Here is a 22,029-nt window from a genome sequence, read left to right on the forward strand (position 1 = left end):
CTATACTGCCCGCCTGTCGGTACCTGATTTCTGGAGAGAAGCGCATGTTGCAACGCCTGTTGTTCGGTTTGATCACTGTGACCAGCTTGACCCTGGTTGGCTGCGCCAACAGCCCGCAGCAACTGAGCCCGGAACCGAAAATCACCACGCAACTGGCCCCGGTGGGCCACGGCCAGCCGGTGTCGGTACGGGTGGTGGACGGTCGTCCTTCGCCGACACTCGGTTCGCGCGGTGGCCTGTACCCGGAAACCGCCCTGGTGTCGGTGAACGCTCAAGACGTGCTGCCCAAGCTGCAAGCCCAGGCCGAAGCAGCTGTGCGCCTGCTGGGGTTCACCCCCAGCCCCAACGCGCCGGGCGCTCCGCAGTTGACGATCACCCTGGCCGAATTGAAGTATCAGTCGCCTAAAGACGGTCTTTACGTGACCGAGGCGTCCATTGGCGCCACCTTCAAGTCCGACGTCACCGCCGGCACTCGTCGCTACAGCGGCCGTTACGGTGCTTCGCTGAACCAGCGTTTCGGCATGTCGCCTAACCAGGAAACCAACACCAAGCTGGTCAGCGACGTCCTGAGTGACGCCTTGACCCGCCTGTTCAAGGACCCAAGCATCGGTTCATTGCTCAGCGCGCAGTAACCGCTCAAACAAAAAACCGGGCTCAGCGATGAGTCCGGTTTTTTTATGCCTTCAGTTTCACGCGGCCGTGTCGATACAAAAGTCCAGCATGCTCACCCCCGTCAACAGATCGGCCTCCGGCAAGTCCGCATGCTGGTGCCCGCCAAGGGCGCAATACACCAGCCAGTGGCGGTCCTGCACGTTGAACGCCAGGCCGCCGATCAGCGCCTCTTGCTCGTCGCTTGGGGCTATCAGATACAGCCGATCCTGGTTGTGCGCGTGCAGCATGACAAGCTCCTGAATGTTCGAAGGGCAACAGAGTGGCTTGTTAAGGTGACGTTCAGGTGACGCCGTAAATTACTGGATACATTAGCCGTCCATGGGAGAGGGAGCGGTTTGGCGCTGGCTGCCACTACCGTTCAGGTTGATATCTGAACCGATACCCAGACACCGTTTCACCCGAGGTTTGCGATGGCGCTGCCCGCACTGTTGATCAATGTTGTGGCTTTATTGGTGGCCTGCCCAGGCGCAGCGCTGCTGTTCATCACCCGTCTGCGCCAGCAACGCGCCATGGCTGATCTGGCTGCGCAAAGTGAAGAGCGCGCAATTGACCAGCCCATGCTGTTCCTGGATGTGCGCACCGAGCGGGCGAATCGTGTGGCTTACCGCATTGGGTTCGCCTGCCTTGGGTTGGCGCTGGCTATTTCCTGGCTCAGCACCCGAATCTAAAAAACCGCCGCTCCCACATTTTTTTGATCGGTGGTTACAGCGGGATTCCAGCCTTGACCCGATACTGATTGCGCACTGGCGTTGCGTATTGCACCACCAGGAACGGCCGGTGCTCGGCCGGGCATTCGCTCAGGCGCCGCTCCCACTCTGCCTTTGCCTTGGCCAGTTCGTCCGCCGGGAACACGTCGGCCGCCTTTGGCACCTGCAACTGCGGGTCGGCATCGCTCCATTGGGCGTAGGCCAGGTAGTGCACCGGGAACAGCCGATAGCCGCCGAGAATCTGCCGATCCATTTCCACGGCCAGCACTTTGGTGTCTTCAAAGCGCTCGGTAATCGGCGGTGCAAAGTTGATATGTACACGGCCTTTGTAGCCAGTGATGCCCAGGGCAATACTGACGTCATCTTCGCCCGGTGCCTTGACGTAGGTGCCGGTGGTGGCGCGAATATACAGCTCACGTGCTTTGGCGGCATCGCACGGGTCATACTCGTAGCTGATGGACACCGGCGTCAGGTTAAGTGACTGGATCACCTCAGCAAACGGCTCGTCCTTGCGGCTGACATGGAACATCTTGAGGATCGCCGACTCGGTGCGGTCATCCCCATCCTTGGCGCGGCCTTCGGCCTGGGCGATCCAGATCGACTGGCAGTCGTTGCGGATCGAATGGTTGATATAAGCCGACAGCAGGTTGAACGCCGCCATCTTCTCCTTTCGCCCGGTGATCGAGCGGTGCACGATGAAGCTCTTGTTCAGGCGCATCAGGTCGCTGACAAACGGCTTTTGCAGCAGGTTGTCGCCGATGGCGATGCGTGGCGTCGGCAGGCCGGCGTGGTAGACGGCATAGTTGACAAAGGCCGGATCCATCACGATGTCGCGGTGGTTGGCCAGAAACACATAGGCAGTGCCCGATTTGAGCTGTTCCACGCCGGTATAGGTCACGCCGTCGGTCGCCCGGTCAATGGTGTGGTCGACGTAATACTCGACTTTGTCCTGCAGCGTGGCCACGGTGGTGACACCGGCGAACTCACGGCGCAGTTTGCGCGCGATCATCGGCTTGAGCAGCCAGCCAAGAGTGCCGGCAAAGCGCGGGAAGCGGAAGTGGGTCAGGATGTCCAGAAAGGCCTTGTCACTGAACAGCCGTGCCAGCACTGCCGGGACTTCGCTGTCGTTGTAAGGTCGGATGGTATCGAATTCGCCCATCATGCTCTCTTGTTAGAAACGGCTAGGGTAAGTAAAGGAAATACCAGGGTGTGGCCCAGGTAATTGACCCGGCCGGAAAATAGCCCTGTAAATAGACCGGCGATTATACGCACAAGTCACTTGGGAGACTGCGATGCTGGAAACTGCGCTGTACGATTGTCCTTATTGTGGTGAAGCGGTAGAGACCGCGGTGGATCTATCCGGCGGTGATCAGACGTACATAGAAGACTGTCAGGTGTGTTGCCGACCGATTATTTTCAACCTACAGGTCCATGGTGAAGAGTGGATGCTCGAAACCCGCAGTGAAAACGAATAACAGGTACGCCCATGCAGCGAATCTACGAACCGGAAAACCTGATGGAAGGCGAGCTGTTGCAACAAATGCTTGCCAGCGAGGGCATCGAGGCGCACCTGGTAGGGCGCCATTTGCTCGGCGGTACGGGGGAGTTGCCGATCTTTGGCCTGCTGGGGCTGGAAGTGGCTAACGACCGGGCGGCTGAAGCCCGCGAGCTGATTACCGCCTATATCGGCGCGCAACCCCTGCCCGGCGATGAACCCGACAGCTTCCCCGACGTATTGGTCTGTTAGGCTGTCGGTCGGTTTACCCAAGAGTCGTGTTACCCCATGTGTGGACGTTATGCCCTGTTTCGCTGGAGCCCTACCTTTGCTGCCTTGCCTGGCTTCCCGGCCGACCAGCAGGCCCAGTGGAACATCTCCCCGAATGATTCGGTGCTGATCCAGCGCCAGAACGAAGGCCAGCGCACCCTGGCCCGGGCGCGCTGGGGCCTGACGCCGCCCTGGCTGACGGACCTTTCCCGCACGCCGGCCCATGCCCGTGCCGAAACCCTGGCCGAACAACCGATGTTTCGCGAAGCGTTTCGCCAGCGCCGTTGCCTGCTGCCGGCCAACGGTTTCTATGAATGGCGCGGCACCCAGCGCAAACGCCCGTACTGGCTGACGCCGGGGGAGGGCTCCACCTTGTTTTTTGCCGCGATCTGGGAGGCATACCCGGTGCAGGAGCAGGTGTGGCTGAGCACGGCAGTGGTGACCCAGGCCGCCCAGAGTCAGCGCCGGCCGTTGATTCTGGATGCGGCGGGGCAGGCCGCCTGGCTCGATCCCGAGACGCCCTTGCATGTGTTGCAAGGCTTGTTGGCCAGTGAGCCGGTCGCGTTGCGCGAGCGGGTCCTGGCCAACATGGTCAATGATCCCAAGCTCAACGGGCCGGAGTGCCTGACCCCGGCCTGAGCCTGAGGCCGATTGCTCGCTGAATTGTCGGATGTGTGAGATGTATCCGAAATTCATCGGTTACGCGTCTGGTGTATCTGGCGCCGATACAAATGAGCGCCTACGATACGCGCCATGTTTTCAGGGCGTCTTTTCAGGGAGAGTGTATTGATGAAGAAATCATTGGCGGTAAGTGTATTGGCTGCGGCGATGCTGCTGGCCGGGTGTCAGTCGGTCAACACCACCAGCGGCGGCGCCGTCGGGGTTGAGCGCAAGCAATATATGTTCAGCATGCTGTCGAGCCAGGAAGTCGACCAGATGTACGCCCAGTCCTACCAGCAGACCCTGGGCGAGGCCAGTAGCAAAGGCCAGCTGGACAAGACCAGCGCAAATGCCAAGCGCGTGCAGGCGATCGCCAATCGCCTGATCGCCCAGGCGCCCACCTTCCGCCCGGATGCGGCGCAGTGGAAGTGGGAAGTGAACCTGATCAAGAGCGATGAGATGAACGCCAACTGCGGGCCTGGCGGCAAGATTTTCGTGTACAGCGCGTTGATCGACAACCTCAAGCTCACCGATGATGAACTGGCTGCGGTGATGGGCCATGAAATCGCCCACGCCTTGCGTGAGCACGGCCGCGAAGCCATGTCCAAGGCCTACGGCATCGAGATGGCCAAGCAGGGCGCCGGTGCGCTGTTCGGCCTGGGCCAGGACAGCCTGGCGCTGGCCGATACCGTGGCCAACTACGGCATGACCTTGCCCAACAGCCGCAGCAATGAAAACGAAGCGGACCTGATCGGTCTGGAACTGGCGGCTCGCGCCGGCTACAACCCGAACGCGGCCATCACGCTGTGGAACAAGATGGCCAAGGCTTCGGAAGGCGCGCCGCCTGAATTCATGAGCACTCACCCGGCCTCCGACAGCCGGATCGCCTCGTTGCAGGCGGCGATTCCGAAGGTGATGCCGCTCTACCAGAAGGCCAAGAAGTCCTAAGACTTCAACTACAAGTAGCAAGCTTCAAGCTGCAAGAAAAAGCACTGCTTCTTCCTGCAACTTGAGGCTTGAAGCTTGCAGCTAGATCCAGCCACTGCTCTGCATGGCCTTGTACACCGCCACGATGGCCAGGACAAAAAACGCCGTAGCCGCCAGTCGACGAATCAACGTCAGCGGCAGTTTCTCCGCCGCAAAATTCCCCGCCAGAACCACCGGTACGTTGGCAATCAGCATGCCCAGGGTGGTGCCGATAATTACCAGCCACAGCTCCGGATATTGCGCCGCCAGCATCACCGTGGCGATCTGGGTCTTGTCCCCGATTTCCGCCAGGAAGAATGCAATCAGTGTGGTCAGGAACGGCCCGAACTTGCGGGAGGTGCTGGCTTCGTCATCGTCGAGTTTATCTGGCACCAGGGTCCACAGCGCGGTGGCGCAGAAGCTGGCCGCGAGAATCCAGTGCAATACCGCATCCGAGAAGAAACTTCCGAACCAGGCCCCCACGGCACCGGCCGCCGCATGGTTGGCCAGGGTCGCGGCAACGATGCCGGCGATGATCGGCCAGGGCTTGCGAAAGCGTGCGGCAAGGATGAGCGCGAGCAGTTGCGTCTTGTCGCCGATTTCGGCCAAGGCAACGATTGCGGTAGGAACGAGTAATGAATCCAGCATCAGGTAGGCTTCCAGGGGCGGGTCGACACGGCTATGACACGTACAACCTTCCCGCCCCGGGTAAGGTGTGCGTGTCATAGGTCTTGTCAAACCCCGGTCCGTCTGTGCGGACTCCTGGGTCGCATACGCCATGGCCTGTTGACCAAGTATGTTGACGTATGCCGGACGAGCGTGGCGCTCGTGGGAGACTACTCCCCTAGGACGGAGCGGATTCTGCCTAGGCAAAATCCATTCGGCAAGCCTTCTTTTTCAAATAGCCATCAGCCTCGCTTGGCGCGGTAGATGCGAAAACCATTGCCCTCGGCCTTGACTGCACACACGCCCAGGTGCTCCTCGATCAACGGCTGGTACTTAAGGAAACTGTTGGCAACCAGGCGAAGTTCGCCACCTTTTGCCAGATGTTTCGCCGCTTTTCGCAGCAGGTTCTCGGTGGCGAAATAGTCGGTGTGCACGCCGACATGGAACGGTGGGTTGCTCAAGATTGCATTCAACCCCATCGGCGCGGCGTCGATGCCGTCACCGGTCAATACCTCCGCTTCCAGGCCGTTGGCGGCCAGGGTCAAGCGGCTGCTGGCGGCGGCGAAAGCATCCACATCCAGCATCGTCACGGTATTGTGCGGGTAGCGACGTTTGACCGCCGCCCCCAGTACACCAGCGCCGCAACCGAAGTCGAGCAAATGGCCGCTCGGCAGTTTGTCCAAGTGCTCCAGCAATAACTCGGTGCCGCGATCCAGACGGCCGTGGCTGAACACGCCCGGCAGGCTCACCACCTTCAGCGGTCCCTCCGCCAGGGGCACCTCAAACACCTGCGCCAGGCTCTCCAGCTCGACCGCTTGCGGCGCGTTGGCCACGGTGATTTGCCACAGCTGGCAATGCCGCGCGCTGTCGAGCTTGCGTGGTTTGCCGAAGGGAATCATCTGTTTGGCGGCACTTTCGATACCGCCTTTTTTCTCCCCCACCAGGAACAGCTCGGCGCCGGGCAGGCGTGCGGCCACGGCGTTGAGCAGGTAGTCGGTGAGCTCCTTGGATTTGGGCAGGAAGATCACCGCTGCATCAAACCCACGCTCGGGCACGTTCACGCCGAATTGGCTGCGCTCCGGGAAGCGTGCTTCGAGCGCCGCCTGGTCGCCGGCATGCCAGCACCAGCCGTGGGCGTTGGGCAGCCGACCCAGCAGGTCATCGGCGGGCAAGCCCACCAGCAGCAGGTTGCCTTGAAAAAGTTCGGCCTGACGAAGCAGTACTTCACTGCGCGGATCCATGGTCTGCTCCTTGAAAAGGGGCGCAGTTTATCAACTGACGACGCGCAGCGGGGCGCCGCTGAAAAAGCCCCGGGCGTTTTCTGCCAGTTGGCCGACGATACGCTGGCGCGCTTCACGGCTGCCCCAGGCATTGTGGGGCGTGACGATCAATCGAGGAATATCGCCGGCCAGCAACGGGTTGCCATTGACCGGAGGCTCAACACTCAGCACATCGGTCGCTGCGCCGCCCAGGTGGCCGCTGCGCAAGGCATCGACCAGGGCTTGTTCGTTGATCAAACCACCACGGGCGGTGTTGACGATAAACGCGCCGGGCTTGAGCAGCGCCAATTCACGGGCGCCGATGAAGTCACGGGTGTGTTCATTGAGCGGGCAGTGCAAGGTGAGTGCGTCCACCTGCGCCAGCAATTCATCCAGCGGCACGCGGTCGGCACGGGCAGGGCGCCCGGGAATCGCGCCGAGTAGCACGCGCATCCCGAAGGCTTCGGCCAGGCGCGCCACGGCACTGCCCAACTCGCCATGGCCCAGCAGGCCGAGGGTCTTGCCTTCCAGCTCGACAATCGGGTGGTCCAGCAGGCAGAACTGCTTGGCCTCCTGCCATTTGCCGGCAGTCACATCCCGCTGATAGTCCTTCAGCCGCGTCGCCAGGTTGAGCAACAGCATGATCGTGTGCTGCGCCACCGACGGTGTGCCGTAGCCCTGGCAGTTGCTCACGGTGATGCCATGGGCGCGGGCGGCTTCCAGGTCAATGTTGTTGGTGCCGGTGGCCGAAACCAAGATCAACTTGAGTTCCGGGCAGGCCGCCAGGGTTTCGCGATTGAGTGGGATTTTGTTACTGATCGCCACCTGCGCGCCTTGCAGGCGCTCGACCACATTCTGCGGCGTGGTGCCCGTCAACAGCTGCAAGTCGCTGAAACTGTCCCGCAACTCGCTGAGGTCGAGGTCGCCCAGATCCAGGGAGGGGTGATCAAGGAAGACGGCGCGGCGATTGTTCGTCATCAACTGTACCTTTTGCGACAGGGTTCGAAGGCGTAATCTGCCGAGCCTATCAGATGAAATAATCCGTTACTTAATGGAGTGAGTATGTACGCCGCCGAGTTTTTGACCGTAGCCCTGATTCACTTGCTGGCGGTGGCCAGCCCCGGCCCGGATTTCGCGGTGGTAGTGCGCGAGAGTGTGACCCACGGCCGCCGCGCCGGAACCTGGACTGCGTTGGGCGTGGGCTCGGCGATTTTCCTGCACGTGGGCTATTCGTTGCTCGGCATCGGCCTGATCGTGTCCCAGTCCATCGTTTTGTTCAACGCACTGAAATGGGCGGCGGCCGCCTACCTGCTGTACATCGGCTTCAAGGCCCTGCGCGCCAAACCAGCCAAGCCTGCCGCCGAGGGCGAGTTGCACCGCGAAGCGGGCGAGCGTACCCCGCGTGGCGCGTTTACCGCAGGCTTCGTCACCAACGGCCTGAACCCCAAGGCGACGTTGTTCTTCCTGTCGCTGTTCACCGTGGTGATCAACCCGCACACGCCGCTGGCGATCCAGGCCGGTTACGGCGTGTACCTGGCGGTGGCGACGGCGTTGTGGTTCTGCCTGGTGGCCATGCTGTTCAGCCAGCAACGCGTGCGCGCGGGTTTTGCGCGGATGGGGCATTGGTTTGATCGGACCATGGGAGCGGTGTTGATTGCGATTGGGGTGAAGTTGGCGTTTACCAGCGTGAAATAGGGCGGATGCTGGCGCAAAGCTAGCATTTGCGGCGGTCTGCAAATCATTCCTTTGGCTGATTTAGCTGAAACATAACCTCTCTACAGTGCAGGTCTTCAAGCCAAGACCGTGCAGTCATAAAAGGGATTCGTATGTTGCAGACCCGTGTTATTCCGCCCGCCGAAGGTGCGTATCAATACCCGCTGTTGATCAAGCGCCTGTTGATGTCCGGTACCCGTTACGAGAAGACCCGGGAAATCGTCTACCGCGACAAGCTGCGCTACACCTACCCGACCTTGATCGAGCGGGTCGCGCGCTTGGCTAACGTGCTCACCGAAGCCGGAGTCAAGGCCGGTGACACGGTGGCGGTGATGGATTGGGACAGTCATCGTTACCTGGAATGCATGTTCGCCATCCCGATGATCGGTGCGGTAATCCACACCATCAACGTGCGCCTGTCGCCGGAACAGATTCTCTACACCATGAACCACGCCGAGGACCGCTTCGTACTGGTCAACAGCGAGTTCGTGGGGCTCTACCAGGCCATTGCCGGGCAGCTCACCACCGTCGACAAGACCCTGCTGCTCACTGACGGCGAAGCCAAGACCGCCGAGCTGCCCAACCTGGTGGGTGAGTATGAAACCCTGTTGGCTGCCGCCAGCCCGAAGTACGACTTCCAGGACTTCGACGAACACTCCGTCGCCACCACCTTCTACACCACCGGCACCACCGGTAACCCCAAGGGCGTGTACTTCACCCATCGCCAGCTGGTGCTGCACACCATCGGCGTGGCGACCATCATGGGCAGCGTCGACAGCGTGCGCCTGCTGGGCACCAACGACGTGTACATGCCGATCACGCCGATGTTCCACGTGCATGCCTGGGGCCTGCCGTATGTGGCGACCATGCTCGGCCTGAAACAGGTCTACCCCGGCCGCTACGACCCGGAATACCTGGTGGAGCTGTGGCGCAAGGAGAAGGTCACCTTCTCCCACTGCGTGCCGACCATCCTGCAAATGGTGCTCAACGCCAAGGCCGCCCAAGGCGTGGATTTTGGCGGTTGGAAAATCGTCATCGGTGGCAGCGCCCTCAACCGTACGCTGTATGAGGCGGCAAAGGCCCGTGGGATTCAACTGACCGCCGCGTACGGCATGTCCGAGACCGGTCCGCTGGTGTCCTGCGCCCACCTCAACGAAGAACTGATGGCCGGCACCGAGGACGAGCGCATCACCTACCGCATCAAGGCCGGTGTGCCTGGGCCATTGGTGGAGGCGGCGATCATGGACGCTGAGGGTAACTTTCTGCCCGCCGACGGCGAGTCCCAGGGCGAGTTGGTCCTGCGCGCGCCGTGGCTGACCGAGGGTTATTACAACGAGCCGCAGAAGGGCGCCGAGCTGTGGGCGGGCGGCTGGATGCACACGGGCGACGTGGCCACCCTCGATGCATTTGGCGTGATCGATATTCGCGATCGCATCAAGGATGTGATCAAGACCGGCGGCGAGTGGATCTCCTCCCTGGCCCTCGAAGACTTGGTAAGCCGTCACCCGGCGGTACGCGAAGTAGCGGTGGTGGGCATCGCCGACCCGCAGTGGGGCGAGCGCCCGTTTGCGTTGCTGGTGGTGCGTGATGGCCATGAGATTGGGGCTCGCGAGCTCAAGGAACATCTTAAGCCTTTTGTCGAATTGGGCCATTTGAGCAAGTGGGCGATTCCGAGCCAGATTGCCGTTGTTACGGAAATTCCCAAGACCAGTGTCGGCAAGCTCGACAAAAAACGTATCCGCGTTGACATCATTGAATGGCAGGCCAACAACAGTACCTTCCTGTCCACCCTCTGAGCTGATTTGCCGTGCCCTCGTGGCACGGCGATGCTCTATCTCGCGCCTTCACTTGTGATTTGCCAATTTTCAGCCATCCTTGCCGCGTCGGCCTTCGCCGACATGGCGAAAGGACTGTGGCAGACGGGTTGGTGATGCAAATCACACTTTAGAGGGATCAAGCGGTACCCCCTGCTGGCTATAGTCCCACCCAGAGTTTTTCAAGGATGCGTCGCTTCGGGCCATGGAGGTTCAGTTGCCAGGCGGCATTGGAATCGTTGTATTCCGGCCGTTACAAGCATCACAGAAAGAACTCACTGCCATAACAATAATGCACATGGAGTAGCGTCGATGACCTCAGTAAACCAGTTCTGGCGCCGGGCAAGACTGCCCCTGGCCGTCAGTCTCGCCTCTACGCTCGCCGGGCCCGCATTCGGCGTCAGTTTCAATATCGGTGAAATCGAAGGGAGTTTTGACTCGTCGCTGTCTGTGGGGGCGAGCTGGTCGACAGCCAAGCCCAACCGTGACCTCATTGGCGTCAACAATGGTGGCAAGGGATTGTCCCAGACCTCCGATGACGGCCACTTGAACTTCAAGCGTGGGGAAACGTTTTCGAAGATATTCAAGGGTATCCACGATCTGGAACTGAAGTACGGCGATACCGGTGTGTTTGTGCGCGGCAAGTACTGGTATGACTTCGAACTCAAGGATGAAAGCCGTGAGTTCAAGGACATCAGCGATAACAACCGCAAAGAGGGCGCCAAGTCTTCTGGTGGGCAGATTCTTGATGCGTTTATCTACCACAACTATTCCATTGCCGATCAGCCCGGCAACGTGCGGTTCGGCAAGCAGGTAGTGAGCTGGGGTGAAAGCACCTTCATCGGCGGCGGCATCAACTCCGTCAACCCGATCGACGTGTCCGCATTCCGTCGTCCGGGTGCCGAAATCAAGGAAGGCTTGATTCCGGTCAACATGTTCTATGTGTCGCAAACCCTGACCGATAACTTGTCGGCAGAAGCGTTTTATCAGTTGGAATGGGACCAGACCGTTACGGATAACTGCGGGACGTTCTTCTCTCAGCCTGATGTTATTTCCGATGGCTGTACGGACAACCTCCGACTGCTCAGCAAACGTTCGTTCCTCGCGACTCAGCCTGGCGCGTTACCGCTGCTGAACAACTTTGGGGTCAACGTTAACGAAGAGGGCGTGCTGGTCAAGCGTGGGCCTGATCGTGATGCGCGCGACAGTGGTCAATTCGGCGTGGCGTTTCACTATAACTACGAACCGCTGGACACCGAGTTCGGCGCCTACTTCATGAACTATCACAGCCGGGCTCCGATTTTCAGTGCGCGGGGGGCGTCGGCTGCGACTTATGCAGCGGCCAACTCTCTGACACCTACGCCGGCGGTGGGCCTGCGTCCGCTCATTGTCGCGGGTAACTCCAGCTACTTTGTCGAGTACCCAGAGGATATCCGCCTTTATGGCTTGAGCTTCTCCACGACGTTACCTACCGGTACGGCATGGAGCGGAGAACTCAGCTACCGACCAAACGCTCCGGTGCAACTCAATACCACTGACATCCTCTACGCGGGCGTCACGCCGCTGATTGGTCTGGGCGCTGCTTCTCCGCTCAAGGGTGCTGCCGACACGGACCTGAACGGCTATCGCCGTAAGGAAATCACTCAGTTCCAGACAACCTTCACGCACTTTTTCGATCAGGTCATGGGTGCCAGTCGTCTTACGCTGGTCGGCGAAGTGGGCGTGACGCATGTGGGGGGCTTGGAAAGCCGCGACAAAGCGCGTTACGGGCGTGACCCTGTGTACGGCCCTGGACAAGGTGCTCTCTGTGCAACGCTTAACTCCGGCACGATCACCGGTGCCGGTCCTGGTGCCGATGCCAGCAACCGTACGGCTAACTGCAACAATGATGGCTTCACCACCTCCACTTCCTGGGGCTACCGTGGCCGCGCAATCTGGGAATACCCGGATGTCTTTGCCGGTGTGAATCTCAAACCTAACGTGGCGTGGTCCCATGACGTGAGCGGTTATTCGCCAGGTCCTGGTGGCAACTTTGAAGAGGGTCGCAAAGCGGTGAGCCTGGGGTTGGATGCTGAGTATCAGAACACCTACACAGCGAGCCTTGCCTATACCAACTTCTTTGGGGGCGACTTCAATACCTCGAGTGACCGCGACTTCGTCGCCCTGAGCTTCGGCGCCAACTTCTAAGCACACTGTATTTTCAGGAAGACCAGAACATGAAAATAACCAAAAGTCTGTTGCACGTGGGTGTGCTTGGACTGTCGATCCTGGCGAGCAATGTCATGGCGGCAGTGTCGGCGGATGAAGCCGCCAAGCTGGGCACGACCCTGACACCGATGGGTGCGGAAATGGCCGGTAACGCCGCCGGCACCATCCCGAAATGGTCGCCGATGCCGACCAACGCCGGCGCCGTGGATGCCAAAGGTTTCCTCGCCAACCCTTACGCCAGTGAGCAGCCGCAGTTCACCATCACCGCGCAGAACGTCGAGCAGTACAAAGACAAGCTGGCACCGGGGCAGTACGCGATGTTCAAGCGTTACCCGGAAACCTTCAAGATGCCGGTCTACCCAACTCATCGCGGCGCTACCGTGCCGGCCGATGTGTTCGCATCCATCAAGAAGAACGCCACCACCACCAACCTGGTGTCTGGCGGCAACGGCCTGGAGAACTTCGAAACCGCCATACCGTTCCCTATCCCGAAAAGCGGTGTGGAAGTGATCTGGAACCACATCACCCGTTATCGCGGGGGCAGCGTGACTCGTCTGGTGACCCAGGCCACGCCGCAAACCAACGGTTCCTACAGTCTGGTGTACTTCCGCGACCAGTTCGTGTTCCGCGACAAGATGAAGGACTTCGACCCGAAAAACCCAGGCAACATCCTGTTCTACTTCAAGCAGCAAGTGACCGCGCCGGCACGTCTGGCCGGTGGTGTGCTGCTGGTGCACGAAACCCTGGACCAGGTGAAGGAGCCGCGTTCGGCGTGGGTCTACAACGCCGGCCAGCGCCGTGTGCGCCGGGCACCGCAAGTGTCCTATGACGGGCCGGGTACCGCCGCCGATGGCCTGCGGACCTCCGACAACCTCGACATGTACAACGGTGCGCCGGACCGCTACGACTGGAAACTGGAAGGCAAGAAGGAAATCTACATCGCCTCCAACAGCTACAAGATCGACGATCCGAAGCTCAAGTACGCCGACATCATCAAGGCCGGCCACATCAACCAGGACCTGACACGCTACGAGCTGCGCCGTGTCTGGCACGTGGTCGCCACCTTGAAGGAAGGCCAGCGCCATATCTATGCCAAGCGTGACTTTTACATCGACGAAGACACCTGGCAAGCCGCAGTGATCGACCACTACGACGGCCGTGGCCAACTGTGGCGCGTTGCCGAGGCCCATGCCGAGAACTACTACGACAAGCAAGTACCGTGGTACGCCCTCGAAACCCTCTACGACCTGCAGTCCGGCCGTTACCTGGCACTGGGCATGAAGAACGAAGAGAAACAGGCCTATGACTTCGGCTTCACCGCCACCACCAGCGACTTCACCCCAGCGGCCCTGCGCCAGGAAGGTGTTCGCTAAATTCCACTAGCGCCTCAATGTGGGAGGGGGCTTGCCCCCGATAGCGATGTGACAGTCAGCGCATGCATTGACTGATCCGCCTCTATCGGGAGCAAGCCCCCTCCCACTTTTTGTTTGTGGCGATATTTCTTGTCTCAGTTCTTTTTCAGGCAAATGTTGCAAAGATCTACAAACTCGCCGCTTTTACCGCTAGTCTGCGGTCATCTGCAATGCCGACAACAGCCTTCTACAAGAGCCCGGCGATGACTGATCTGTCCCGAATCCAAGGGCCCGCCAGTGCGGTAATCCCGACCCTGGAAGGCCGCTTCTACAGGCCTCCTCTACCCGACGGCTACGTGCTGCGCCCGCGGCTGTGTGAACGGCTGAGCGCCGGCCTGGAAGGGCGGTTGCTGCTGGTCAGCGCACCGGCCGGGTTCGGCAAGAGTTCGTTGGCGGTGGAGTTCTGCCAGGGCCTGCCGGCTCACTGGCAAAGCCTGTGGCTGGGCCTGAGCCCCCGGGACAACGAGCCCGGGCGTTTTCTTGAGCGTCTGCTCGAAGGGTTGCAGCACTACTTCCCGTCACTCGGCACCCAATCCCTGGGCCTGCTGAAAATGCGCCAGCGGCACCAACCCTTTGCATTTGAAGAATGGCTCGATGGTCTGCTCGATGAGCTGACCGTGCACCTGTCCACCTGTGCGCCTTTATTGCTGGTGCTGGATGACTACCATCTGGCCCAGGGACCGGTGCTGGACCGTTGCCTGCAATTTTTCCTCAACCATTTGCCCGATGGCCTGGTGCTGCTGGTCACCAGCCGCCAGCGCCCGGACTGGCATCTGGCGCGCTTGCGGTTGTCACGGCATTTGCTGGAGTTGCACGAGCAAGACCTGCGCCTGACCCATGCCGAATCCCAGGCCTTGCTGGATCGCCACAGCAATTCCTTGAGTGGTGAAGCCCTCGACAACCTCATCCGCCGCAGCGAAGGCTGGGTGGCCGGCCTGCGCTTTTGGTTGCTGGCGGCCTCCGAAGCCGGCAACGAGGACGCCCTGCCGCAAAGCCTGCACGGTGGGGAAGGGCTGATCCGCGACTACCTGCTGGAAGAAGTGATCGACTGCCTGCCACCCGAAGTGCAAGCGTTCCTGTTCGACACCGCGCCCCAGGACCGTTTTTGCAGCGAGTTGTGCGATGCCGTGCGCGAAGCTCATGACAGCGCCGAGATCCTGCGTTACCTGCAAGCCCACCAGGTGTTCCTGGTGCCCTTGGACGAACAGGGGCATTGGTACCGTTATCACCATTTGTTCTCCGACCTGCTGCGCACCCGCCGCGCGAGCAGCAATGTATTGCCGGCCGCCAGCCTGCACCTGCGCGCGTGCCGTTGGTTCAACGCCCAGGGCTTGATCGACGAGGCGGTGGAGCAAGCATTGCGCGCCGGGCACCTCGACGTGGCGGCCAACCTGGTGCAGAACCTGTCCGAAGAACAACTGCTGGCCGAGCAGAATGTCGGCATGTTGCTGCGCTGGAAAATGGACTTGCCCGACAGCCTGCTGATCAGCACGCCGCGTCTGATTGTGCTGTACAGCTGGGCATTGGGGTTGGCCTGCCAGTTGGATGCGGCGGAGGAGTTATCCGCGTACCTCAGTCGCTTCCTGCCGGCGCCCTCGGCCACTGCACAGCGCTCGATGCTGGCCCAGTGGCTGGCGCTGAGCGGGATTATCGCCCGCGGCCGAGGTGAGCGTGAGTTGACTCAGCGCTATTGCAGCGAGGCGTTGGAAAGCCTGCCGCAACGGCGTTACGGCCAGCGCCTGGTGTGCCTGTCGACCCTGTCCAACCTGGCCATCGCTGATGGCGATTTGTGGCGTGCCCGTGGTCTGAACCGTGAATCCCTGGAACTGGCGCAGCGCGTCGGCAACCCATTGTTCGAAGCCCTGGCCCATTACGACCGTGCACGGGTGTTACAGGCCCGTGGCGAAATCCTGCGCGCCCTCGATGAGGTGCGCCAGGGCCAGCAGCGCCTGCACGGCCTGGCACCGCAGCGACTGTATGCGGTGCGTGCGCGGCTGTCGCTCTACGAAGGCTACTTGCTGTTGGTGCGTAACCAGTCCGAAGCCGGCATCGCCCACCTGCGCGCGGGCGTGGCCGAGGCGCGGGCCTGTCGCGATATCAGCGTGCTGATCGGCCATTGCGTGATCGCCAGCTTCGAAGGGCGGCGCCATGACTTTCCCAGAGCCTTCGCCGAACTCGCCGAAGCCGAGCGTTTGATGCATATCTGGGATGTGCCGCCGATCTACTACCTGGCGATGATTACCCTGATCAAATGCGAACTCTGGCTGGCCCAAGGCCGCACCGACCTGGCGGATGCCTGGCTGACGCGGCTGGGCCAGACCTACAACGGCGAAAAAGCCGCCGCTGCACCGGAATTCCACCCGCACCTGCCGCAACATATCGGGCTGCAACAAGCCGCCCTCGATGCCGTGCGCCATCAGCCCCAGGCGGCGCTGGAGCGGCTTGAAGAATTGGCGCAACAGGCCCGCAACAGCGGGCGCCAGATGATTGCTCTGATGGCGCTGACCCAGCAGGCCCAGTTGCTGCTCGAGTGCGGTCAGGAAGCCAGGGCGCGGCCGGTGCTGGCCCAGGCGTTTGAGGCGGGCGCAGGGGGCGCGTTACAGCCGTTCCAACGCTTGTTGGACGGGTATCCGGACTGGATGCGCGAGCAATTGGGCAAAGACCCGCAAGGTCCGCTGCACCAGAGCCTGCTCGCACTTCTCCCGGCGGTTGTGACGCCCGAGGTCACGACCAGCCACGAAACCCTGAGCACGCGCGAGCTGGCGGTCTTGCAACTGATCGCCCAAGGCTGCTCTAACCAGGAGATCAGCAACCAGCTGTTTATCTCCCTGCACACCGTCAAGACCCACGCCAGCCACATCAACAGCAAACTTGGGGTGGAGCGGCGCACCCAGGCCGTGGCGCGAGCCAAGGCGATGGGCTTGCTGGCGTAAGTGCTGGGCGGTTTACGGTGCCGTCGGGCACTGTCCGGCTGACCTGTCGACCGCCTGCCTGACCTGCGCGGCAAAGCGCTTGATATTGTTTTGATGGGCGAGCACTACGTCGTCGATGCTCGGCCCGGCGGGCGACTGCAATGTGGTCCGGCAGGTCAGCGGCGGGCGCTCGGTGCCACCGGCCGGGCGTAGGCGCCATTTGACGTCGAGCAGCGCGTACTGGCCGGGTACGGAGTCAAAGCGCTGTACTTCAAGACGCAGCAACATCGATTGCCGAGGTTTGCTGTTGGCCAGTTGGTCCACCAGCGCACTCCTCAACTCATCCGCGAGGCTCGCGGCCCACCACTGGGTTTCCAGGATCGCCACGCCACTGTCGCCCTGGCGGATCACAATCTGCGGTCGGTCGACCTGGGGTGGAACGGTGATGCTTTCAATCCGGAGGGTGCCTGCGTCGGCTCCAGTGGCCGTATTCCAGTGCGCCGGGGTCAGCGTATGAAAGGTAATCGGAGTACTGCTGCACGCCGCCAGCAACATGAACATGCCGATCAAGGTGATTTTCAACGGAAACGTCATGGCGCTTGCTCCAGGGGTCATTTGCGCGGAGGTCCTTGCAGGTCCAGGGGCGCGGCGTTGTCGGGGCGACCGCGTATCAGCGATTCCGGGTGACGGCCCAGGTAGTCCGACAGTTCGCGCAGCGAGCGCGACATACGGCCCAGTTCATCCAGGGTCTGGGTCAGCTGCTCGCGCTGCGGTGAATCCTCGGCCAGGGTCGAGCTGGCCGATTGCAGCGTCTTGCTCACGTCAGCCAGGGTGTTCTGAACGCCGGGCAGGGTTTTGGCGTTGAATTGGGTCAGGCCTTTGCGCAGCTCGACCAGGTTGCTGTCGAGGTTGCCGGCGATGCGTTCGATCGGCAGTTGGTTGATCTTGTTGACGATGCTCTCGAGTTTTTCCTGCAACTGCTCCAGGTTGCCGGGAATGGTTGGAATGCTGACTGGGCGCAGGCTGGGGTCAAATTTGACCTTCTCGGCTTTCGGGTAGAAGTCCAGCGCGATGTATAACTGGCCGGTCAGCAAGTTGCCACTGCGCGCCTGGGCGCGCAGGCCATTTTCGATGAACGAACCGATCAGCCGTACGCCGGCGGCCTCGTCGTTGGGATTATGGTTCATGACCTTGAGCAGCTTGGTGTGGGCCTGCCCGAGCAACTGTGGATAGATCACGATGCCGACGTTTAGTGGGAAGCTGCGTTTATTGGCATCGAAGTCCAGGTTGATCGACACCACTTTGCCAAACTCGACACCGAGGAATTCCACTGGCGCACCGACCTTGAGCCCGCGTAAAGCCTGGTCGAATCGCAGGACCATGTATTGGCCCTCGCCGCTGGGTGGGGCGAGGGCGCTGTCTTGATCGTCGAAGAGCTCAAAGGTACGTGCTTCGTCGGCCGGTTTGTCGTTCGGGCTGTACGGCGGCGCCCGAAAGGCGATGCCACCGACCAGCATGGACGAGAGCGATTCGGTCTTCAGCGCAAAGCCATTGGCGCCCACGCTCAGGTCAACCCCGCTGGCATTCCAGAAACGCGTGTTTTCGGTGACATAGGCATCATTGGGCGCATGCACGAACACCTCGACATTGACACCCTTGCCTTCGGCATCCAGCTCGTAGGCCACCACCTGGCCGACCTCGATTTTGCGGTAGTACACCGGTGAGCCGATATCCAGCGAACCAAGGGTCTGCGTGTGCAGCGTGAAACGCTTGCCCGGTTCGCCGTAGGTGATGGGCGGCGGGTTTTCCAGGCCTTTGAACTGCTTGGCACGTGTCTCCGATTGGCCTATGTCGGCACCGATGTAGTCGCCGGAGAGCAGGGTGTCGATGCCGGATACCCCGCCGGCGCCGATACGCGGGCGCACCACCCAGAACTGCGAGTCGGCGCGGGTGAAGCTTTCGGCCTGCTTGGCCAGTTGAACGGTGGCGTTGACGCTTTTCTGGTCGTCACTCAAGGCGACGTCGGTCACCTGGCCGATCACCACGTTGCGGTACTTGACCTCGGTTTTATTCGCGGTCAAACCGCTGCCGGTCTTGAAATTGAGGGTGATGGTCGGGCCCTGCTGGAGGACGCTGTGTACCACCAGCGAAATCCCCACCAGCACCGCGACGATCGGCACGATCCACACCAGCGAAACGCTGAAGCGCCGTGTCTTGATCGCAGGTGACCCTGGGGCTTGGGGGGTGTCAGTGGGATGTGACGTCATCCGAGGTCTCCTTGTTGTGCGGGTTTTCCCAGATCAGCCTCGGATCGAAGCTCATGGCGGCCAGCATGGTAAACACCACCACCAGGCCGAAAAACAGGATGCCCAGGCGCGGCTCGATGGTGCCCAGGGCCTGGAACTTCACCAGTGCGGCCACCAGCGCAACCACGATGACATCCAGCATGGACCAGTAACCAATCAGTTCGACGAAGCGGAACAGCTTCGAACGTTCCTTGCGCGCCCAAAGGCTATTGCGCTGCACGGTGACCAGCAGCAGGGTCAGGGACACAAACTTGATGCCGGGCACTGCGATGCTGGCGATGAAAATAATCAGCGCAATGTCCCACGCGCCATGCTGCCAGAACTCCAGGACCCCGCTCATGATGGTGCTGTCCGCCCCTGAGCCGAGCATGGTGGTGTTCATCACCGGCAGGAGGTTGGCCGGCACATAGAACGCCAGCGCGGTGAGCATGTAGGCCCAGGTGCGTGTCAGGGAACTGACCTTGCGCCGGTGCAAGGGCGCACCGCAGCGTTCGCATTCGGTCGGCCCGGCGCGCATTTCGCAGGACAATCCGCAGCTGTGACAGAGGCACAGATCGAGCTCACTGGCCGTCGGTGGTGTGTTCATACGGTGTCCCATAGGTCGCGCACATCACGTCCGGCAATGCGGATCAGCAACAGGCTGAGCACGGCCAGGGCAAACAGGCCGGTGCCGGGTATCACATCAAGCATGCCGGCCAGCTTGAACACCGCCACCATCGCCCCGAGCAGGCACACCTCCAGCATGCTCCAGGGCCGGAGCGCCTCCAGCCAACGCATGCACAGCCGGAACGCCGGTGAGCGCTTGCCCGCGAGGGCGAAACTCAAGACCCACGTCAACAGCAGCAACTGGAACACGGGCGCGATGATGATGGAAATGGCCGCCACCAGCGCGATAAAGGTGATCGGCCCCAGGCTCAGCGCTACTACCGAATCCCATAGCGTGGCGCTGCTTTTCAGGCCTTGCAGGCTGATACTCATCACGGGATAGAAATTGGCGAAAGTCCACAGCACCGCAGCCGTCAGCGTCAGGGCGAGGCGCTGTTGCACCGACAGGCCGTTGTAGCGCTGGAGTACGCCGGCGCACCGTATGCAGTGGGCTTTTTGATGTCTGGCGAGCGTGACTTTTTCGTAAACACAGTCGCAGTGCTCGCAGATGATCAGTTGATTCGCCATGGAGATCGCTCCAACGCGGCACAGTGGCGGGGGGCTGGGTTGTTTTTCGATGGTGTGGGCAAGCTTAGCAGTCGCTGCTCTTCAGGTCTGGCACCTCGTCAACCATACTGTGCGGAATATGCCATAGAGCCCGCAGGAGCACCGATGAATATTGAAAAAGCCGCGCTGATCCGCGAAACCTTCCCGGTCGGCCCGTTGCAGTGCAACTGCACGATCATTGGCGACCCCGTCACCAAAAAGGCTATCGTGGTCGACCCGGGTGGCAATCATGAATTGATCCTGGCACGTCTCGATGCACTGGGCCTGAAAGTGGTGAGCATCATCCACACCCATGCCCATCTCGATCACTTCCTGGCCTCGGGGCGATTGAAGGAGAAGACCGGTGCCACCCTGCACCTGCACAAGGAAGACCAGTTTCTCTGGGACAACCTGGAGATGCAGTGCCAGATGTTTGGTGTGCCCTACACTCCGGTGCCGTCGCCGGATCGCTGGCTGGCCGATGATGAAGAGTTGGCCTGTGGGTGCGGTGTGGCGCTGCATACACCGGGGCATACGCCAGGCTCGATGAGCTTCTGGTTTGCCGATGCCCAACTGCTGATTGCCGGGGACACGCTGTTTCGGCGCGGGGTAGGGCGTACGGATTTGTGGGGCGGGGACCAGGCGACCATCGTGCGTTCGATCAAGCAACGGCTCTACACGCTGGATGAAGGCGCGACGGTGGTGACCGGGCATGGCCCGGACACGCGCCTGGGTGACGAGATGCGTGAGAACCCGTTTGTGCGGGCGTGAAGCGATGGTTCAAACGGCAATCCGCTGTAGCAAAAACACAGGCCGCGTTCAGCATGTGTCTGCTACGGTTTCTGTAGCAACGCAAGTCCCGAACGTTTTGTTACAGGTCGGGGCGTGTACACGGAATTTTTACCGTTTGTCGCGTTCCAAACTCGGCACGGGTCCATTGCCAATGTCCTTTGCACCACAGAATGCAAAAAGTAGGAGCTCCCTTCATGTTCACTCCGCGTCGTCTGCTTGTTGTCGCTACCGCCGTAGCCTTGTTGTCCGGCTGCGCTTCACCTAATCCTTATGACGGCAGCAGCCAGGGACAGGCGAATAATGAATCCAGCGGTATGAGCAAGACCGCCAAGTACGGTGGCCTGGGTGCCCTGGCCGGTGCATTGGCGGGGGCTGCCATCGACCATAACAACCGTGGCAAGGGCGCGCTCATTGGCGCAGTGGTTGCGGGTGCCGGCGCCGCGGGCTATGGCTACTACGCCGACCAGCAGGAAAAGAAACTGCGCGAAAGCATGGCCAATACCGGGGTTGAAGTTCAGCGCCAGGGCGACCAGATCAAGCTGATCATGCCGGGTAACATCACCTTCGCCACCAACTCGGACGCGATCTCCAGCAGCTTTTACCAGCCGCTGAACAACTTGGCCAACTCCCTCAAGCAGTTCAACCAGAACACCATCCAGATCGTGGGTTACACCGATAGCACCGGCAGCCGCCAACTGAATATGGACCTGTCCCAGCGCCGTGCCCAGAGCGTGGCCAACTACCTGACTTCCCAAGGCGTCAATGGTGCGAACCTCAGCGCACGCGGTGCCGGCCCGGATAACCCGATTGCCAGCAACGCCGACGTCAATGGCCGTGCCCAGAACCGTCGGGTAGAAGTGAACCTCGGTCCGATCCCGGGCCAGCAGTACGGCCAACCTGGCGCGCAGCAACAAGTGCCGCAGCAGAACAACCAGTTCCAGGGCAACCCGTACCAGCAGTACCAATAAACGCTGCTCACTAAAAAG

General features: G+C 60.9%; 22 protein-coding genes and 1 riboswitch. Of the genes, 13 read left to right on the forward strand and 9 right to left on the reverse strand.

The annotated features are described in order from the left end of the window. Nucleotides 1-44 precede the first annotated feature (44 nt). Nucleotides 45-632, forward strand: coding sequence for a YajG family lipoprotein (locus M2397_RS01260; protein WP_131698406.1), 588 nt, complete (start codon nt 45-47; stop codon nt 630-632). Nucleotides 633-689: 57 nt separating this feature from the next. Here the strand turns inward: M2397_RS01260 and M2397_RS01265 are convergent, their stop codons facing one another. After that, nucleotides 690-899, reverse strand: coding sequence for a hypothetical protein (locus M2397_RS01265; RefSeq protein ID WP_090409383.1), 210 nt, complete (start codon nt 897-899; stop codon nt 690-692). Nucleotides 900-1,082: 183 nt separating this feature from the next. On the opposite strand from M2397_RS01265, the gene M2397_RS01270 reads away from it, so the two are divergent. Next, a complete protein-coding gene (locus M2397_RS01270; RefSeq protein ID WP_131698405.1) occupies nt 1,083-1,340 on the forward strand; it encodes a hypothetical protein in 258 nt (85 codons plus the stop codon). Nucleotides 1,341-1,374: 34 nt separating this feature from the next. Here the strand turns inward: M2397_RS01270 and M2397_RS01275 are convergent, their stop codons facing one another. Then, a complete protein-coding gene (locus tag M2397_RS01275) occupies nt 1,375-2,538 on the reverse strand; it encodes a 1-acyl-sn-glycerol-3-phosphate acyltransferase (protein ID WP_178116709.1) in 1,164 nt (387 codons plus the stop codon). A gap of 133 nt (nt 2,539-2,671) precedes the next feature. Here M2397_RS01275 and M2397_RS01280 point away from each other — a divergent pair, with 133 nt between their 5' ends. The 4 genes from M2397_RS01280 (at nt 2,672) to M2397_RS01295 (ending at nt 4,752) form a co-directional block, all read left to right on the forward strand. Next, nucleotides 2,672-2,854 (forward strand): CPXCG motif-containing cysteine-rich protein, encoded by a 183-nt coding sequence (locus tag M2397_RS01280; RefSeq protein WP_027604787.1) that lies wholly within the window; start codon nt 2,672-2,674, stop codon nt 2,852-2,854. An 11-nt stretch (nt 2,855-2,865) separates the two neighbouring features. Then, entirely contained in the window at nt 2,866-3,126 is a 261-nt protein-coding gene (locus tag M2397_RS01285) for a putative signal transducing protein (RefSeq protein ID WP_131698403.1), read from the forward strand. 36 nt (nt 3,127-3,162) lie between these two features. After that, complete coding sequence (locus tag M2397_RS01290; protein WP_184744637.1) at nt 3,163-3,783, forward strand: SOS response-associated peptidase; 621 nt, start codon at nt 3,163-3,165, stop codon at nt 3,781-3,783. A 150-nt stretch (nt 3,784-3,933) separates the two neighbouring features. After that, the gene (locus tag M2397_RS01295; protein ID WP_131698401.1) at nt 3,934-4,752 is read left to right on the forward strand and encodes a M48 family metallopeptidase; all 819 of its coding nucleotides are present in this window, start codon (nt 3,934-3,936) and stop codon (nt 4,750-4,752) included. Between the two features lie 81 nt (nt 4,753-4,833). On the opposite strand, the gene M2397_RS01300 is transcribed toward M2397_RS01295, so the two are convergent. From M2397_RS01300 to M2397_RS01310, 3 genes are all read right to left on the reverse strand, one after another. Further along, entirely contained in the window at nt 4,834-5,418 is a 585-nt protein-coding gene (locus M2397_RS01300; protein WP_092487038.1) for a TMEM165/GDT1 family protein, read from the reverse strand. A gap of 89 nt (nt 5,419-5,507) precedes the next feature. Further along, nucleotides 5,508-5,627: riboswitch (yybP-ykoY riboswitch) on the reverse strand. A 51-nt stretch (nt 5,628-5,678) separates the two neighbouring features. Continuing rightward, nucleotides 5,679-6,677, reverse strand: coding sequence for a class I SAM-dependent methyltransferase (locus M2397_RS01305; RefSeq protein WP_184744635.1), 999 nt, complete (start codon nt 6,675-6,677; stop codon nt 5,679-5,681). A 30-nt stretch (nt 6,678-6,707) separates the two neighbouring features. Beyond that, nucleotides 6,708-7,673, reverse strand: coding sequence for a 2-hydroxyacid dehydrogenase (locus M2397_RS01310; RefSeq protein ID WP_131698399.1), 966 nt, complete (start codon nt 7,671-7,673; stop codon nt 6,708-6,710). A gap of 84 nt (nt 7,674-7,757) precedes the next feature. Between M2397_RS01310 and M2397_RS01315 the strand changes: the two genes are divergently transcribed. From M2397_RS01315 to M2397_RS01335, 5 genes are all read left to right on the forward strand, one after another. Beyond that, nucleotides 7,758-8,390 (forward strand): LysE family translocator, encoded by a 633-nt coding sequence (locus tag M2397_RS01315; protein ID WP_131698398.1) that lies wholly within the window; start codon nt 7,758-7,760, stop codon nt 8,388-8,390. 131 nt (nt 8,391-8,521) lie between these two features. Beyond that, a complete protein-coding gene (locus M2397_RS01320; protein WP_131698397.1) occupies nt 8,522-10,204 on the forward strand; it encodes a fatty acid--CoA ligase in 1,683 nt (560 codons plus the stop codon). A gap of 330 nt (nt 10,205-10,534) precedes the next feature. Next, the gene (locus M2397_RS01325; RefSeq protein ID WP_131698396.1) at nt 10,535-12,409 is read left to right on the forward strand and encodes a DUF1302 domain-containing protein; all 1,875 of its coding nucleotides are present in this window, start codon (nt 10,535-10,537) and stop codon (nt 12,407-12,409) included. 29 nt (nt 12,410-12,438) lie between these two features. After that, nucleotides 12,439-13,803 (forward strand): DUF1329 domain-containing protein, encoded by a 1,365-nt coding sequence (locus M2397_RS01330; protein WP_131698395.1) that lies wholly within the window; start codon nt 12,439-12,441, stop codon nt 13,801-13,803. 242 nt (nt 13,804-14,045) lie between these two features. Continuing rightward, nucleotides 14,046-16,775 (forward strand): LuxR C-terminal-related transcriptional regulator, encoded by a 2,730-nt coding sequence (locus M2397_RS01335; RefSeq protein ID WP_259242164.1) that lies wholly within the window; start codon nt 14,046-14,048, stop codon nt 16,773-16,775. A 12-nt stretch (nt 16,776-16,787) separates the two neighbouring features. Here M2397_RS01335 and M2397_RS01340 read toward each other — a convergent pair whose 3' ends face one another. From M2397_RS01340 to M2397_RS01355, 4 genes are read right to left on the reverse strand one after another with little or no spacing between them, the layout of a single operon-like run. Continuing rightward, nucleotides 16,788-17,348, reverse strand: a complete 561-nt coding sequence (locus tag M2397_RS01340) for a membrane integrity-associated transporter subunit PqiC (RefSeq protein WP_131698393.1) — start codon at nt 17,346-17,348, stop codon at nt 16,788-16,790. Between the two features lie 17 nt (nt 17,349-17,365). Continuing rightward, a complete protein-coding gene (locus M2397_RS01345) occupies nt 17,366-19,021 on the reverse strand; it encodes an intermembrane transport protein PqiB (RefSeq protein WP_131698392.1) in 1,656 nt (551 codons plus the stop codon). Further along, the gene (locus M2397_RS01350; protein WP_131698391.1) at nt 19,002-19,646 is read right to left on the reverse strand and encodes a paraquat-inducible protein A; all 645 of its coding nucleotides are present in this window, start codon (nt 19,644-19,646) and stop codon (nt 19,002-19,004) included. The genes M2397_RS01345 and M2397_RS01350 overlap by 20 nt, the downstream gene beginning before the upstream one ends. Next, a complete protein-coding gene (locus M2397_RS01355) occupies nt 19,643-20,233 on the reverse strand; it encodes a paraquat-inducible protein A (RefSeq protein WP_131698390.1) in 591 nt (196 codons plus the stop codon). The genes M2397_RS01350 and M2397_RS01355 overlap by 4 nt, the downstream gene beginning before the upstream one ends. A 144-nt stretch (nt 20,234-20,377) precedes the next feature. Here M2397_RS01355 and M2397_RS01360 point away from each other — a divergent pair, with 144 nt between their 5' ends. Then, nucleotides 20,378-21,022, forward strand: a complete 645-nt coding sequence (locus M2397_RS01360; protein ID WP_167654741.1) for an MBL fold metallo-hydrolase — start codon at nt 20,378-20,380, stop codon at nt 21,020-21,022. Between the two features lie 215 nt (nt 21,023-21,237). Beyond that, entirely contained in the window at nt 21,238-22,011 is a 774-nt protein-coding gene (locus M2397_RS01365; RefSeq protein WP_131698388.1) for an OmpA family protein, read from the forward strand. Nucleotides 22,012-22,029: the final 18 nt, after the last annotated feature.

This window comes from Pseudomonas sp. BIGb0381 (genome assembly GCF_024809815.1).
In the GTDB taxonomy this organism is placed as follows: Bacteria; Pseudomonadota; Gammaproteobacteria; order Pseudomonadales; family Pseudomonadaceae; genus Aquipseudomonas.

Bases quoted from the DNA above. Each gene is read 5' to 3' on its own strand.
- M2397_RS01280 (WP_027604787.1), top strand. From the start codon at position 2,672: ATGCTGGAAACTGCGCTGTACGATTGTCCTTATTGTGGTGAAGCGGTA.
- M2397_RS01300 (WP_092487038.1), bottom strand. From the start codon at position 5,418: ATGCTGGATTCATTACTCGTTCCTACCGCAATCGTTGCCTTGGCCGAA.
- M2397_RS01355 (WP_131698390.1), bottom strand. From the start codon at position 20,233: ATGGCGAATCAACTGATCATCTGCGAGCACTGCGACTGTGTTTACGAA.
- M2397_RS01310 (WP_131698399.1), bottom strand. From the start codon at position 7,673: ATGACGAACAATCGCCGCGCCGTCTTCCTTGATCACCCCTCCCTGGAT.
- M2397_RS01315 (WP_131698398.1), top strand. From the start codon at position 7,758: ATGTACGCCGCCGAGTTTTTGACCGTAGCCCTGATTCACTTGCTGGCG.
- M2397_RS01305 (WP_184744635.1), bottom strand. From the start codon at position 6,677: ATGGATCCGCGCAGTGAAGTACTGCTTCGTCAGGCCGAACTTTTTCAA.
- M2397_RS01365 (WP_131698388.1), top strand. From the start codon at position 21,238: ATGTTCACTCCGCGTCGTCTGCTTGTTGTCGCTACCGCCGTAGCCTTG.
- M2397_RS01350 (WP_131698391.1), bottom strand. From the start codon at position 19,646: ATGAACACACCACCGACGGCCAGTGAGCTCGATCTGTGCCTCTGTCAC.
- M2397_RS01320 (WP_131698397.1), top strand. From the start codon at position 8,522: ATGTTGCAGACCCGTGTTATTCCGCCCGCCGAAGGTGCGTATCAATAC.
- M2397_RS01260 (WP_131698406.1), top strand. From the start codon at position 45: ATGTTGCAACGCCTGTTGTTCGGTTTGATCACTGTGACCAGCTTGACC.
- M2397_RS01360 (WP_167654741.1), top strand. From the start codon at position 20,378: ATGAATATTGAAAAAGCCGCGCTGATCCGCGAAACCTTCCCGGTCGGC.
- M2397_RS01345 (WP_131698392.1), bottom strand. From the start codon at position 19,021: ATGACGTCACATCCCACTGACACCCCCCAAGCCCCAGGGTCACCTGCG.
- M2397_RS01295 (WP_131698401.1), top strand. From the start codon at position 3,934: ATGAAGAAATCATTGGCGGTAAGTGTATTGGCTGCGGCGATGCTGCTG.
- M2397_RS01340 (WP_131698393.1), bottom strand. From the start codon at position 17,348: ATGACGTTTCCGTTGAAAATCACCTTGATCGGCATGTTCATGTTGCTG.
- M2397_RS01290 (WP_184744637.1), top strand. From the start codon at position 3,163: ATGTGTGGACGTTATGCCCTGTTTCGCTGGAGCCCTACCTTTGCTGCC.
- M2397_RS01325 (WP_131698396.1), top strand. From the start codon at position 10,535: ATGACCTCAGTAAACCAGTTCTGGCGCCGGGCAAGACTGCCCCTGGCC.
- M2397_RS01270 (WP_131698405.1), top strand. From the start codon at position 1,083: ATGGCGCTGCCCGCACTGTTGATCAATGTTGTGGCTTTATTGGTGGCC.
- M2397_RS01265 (WP_090409383.1), bottom strand. From the start codon at position 899: ATGCTGCACGCGCACAACCAGGATCGGCTGTATCTGATAGCCCCAAGC.
- M2397_RS01275 (WP_178116709.1), bottom strand. From the start codon at position 2,538: ATGGGCGAATTCGATACCATCCGACCTTACAACGACAGCGAAGTCCCG.
- M2397_RS01330 (WP_131698395.1), top strand. From the start codon at position 12,439: ATGAAAATAACCAAAAGTCTGTTGCACGTGGGTGTGCTTGGACTGTCG.
- M2397_RS01285 (WP_131698403.1), top strand. From the start codon at position 2,866: ATGCAGCGAATCTACGAACCGGAAAACCTGATGGAAGGCGAGCTGTTG.
- M2397_RS01335 (WP_259242164.1), top strand. From the start codon at position 14,046: ATGACTGATCTGTCCCGAATCCAAGGGCCCGCCAGTGCGGTAATCCCG.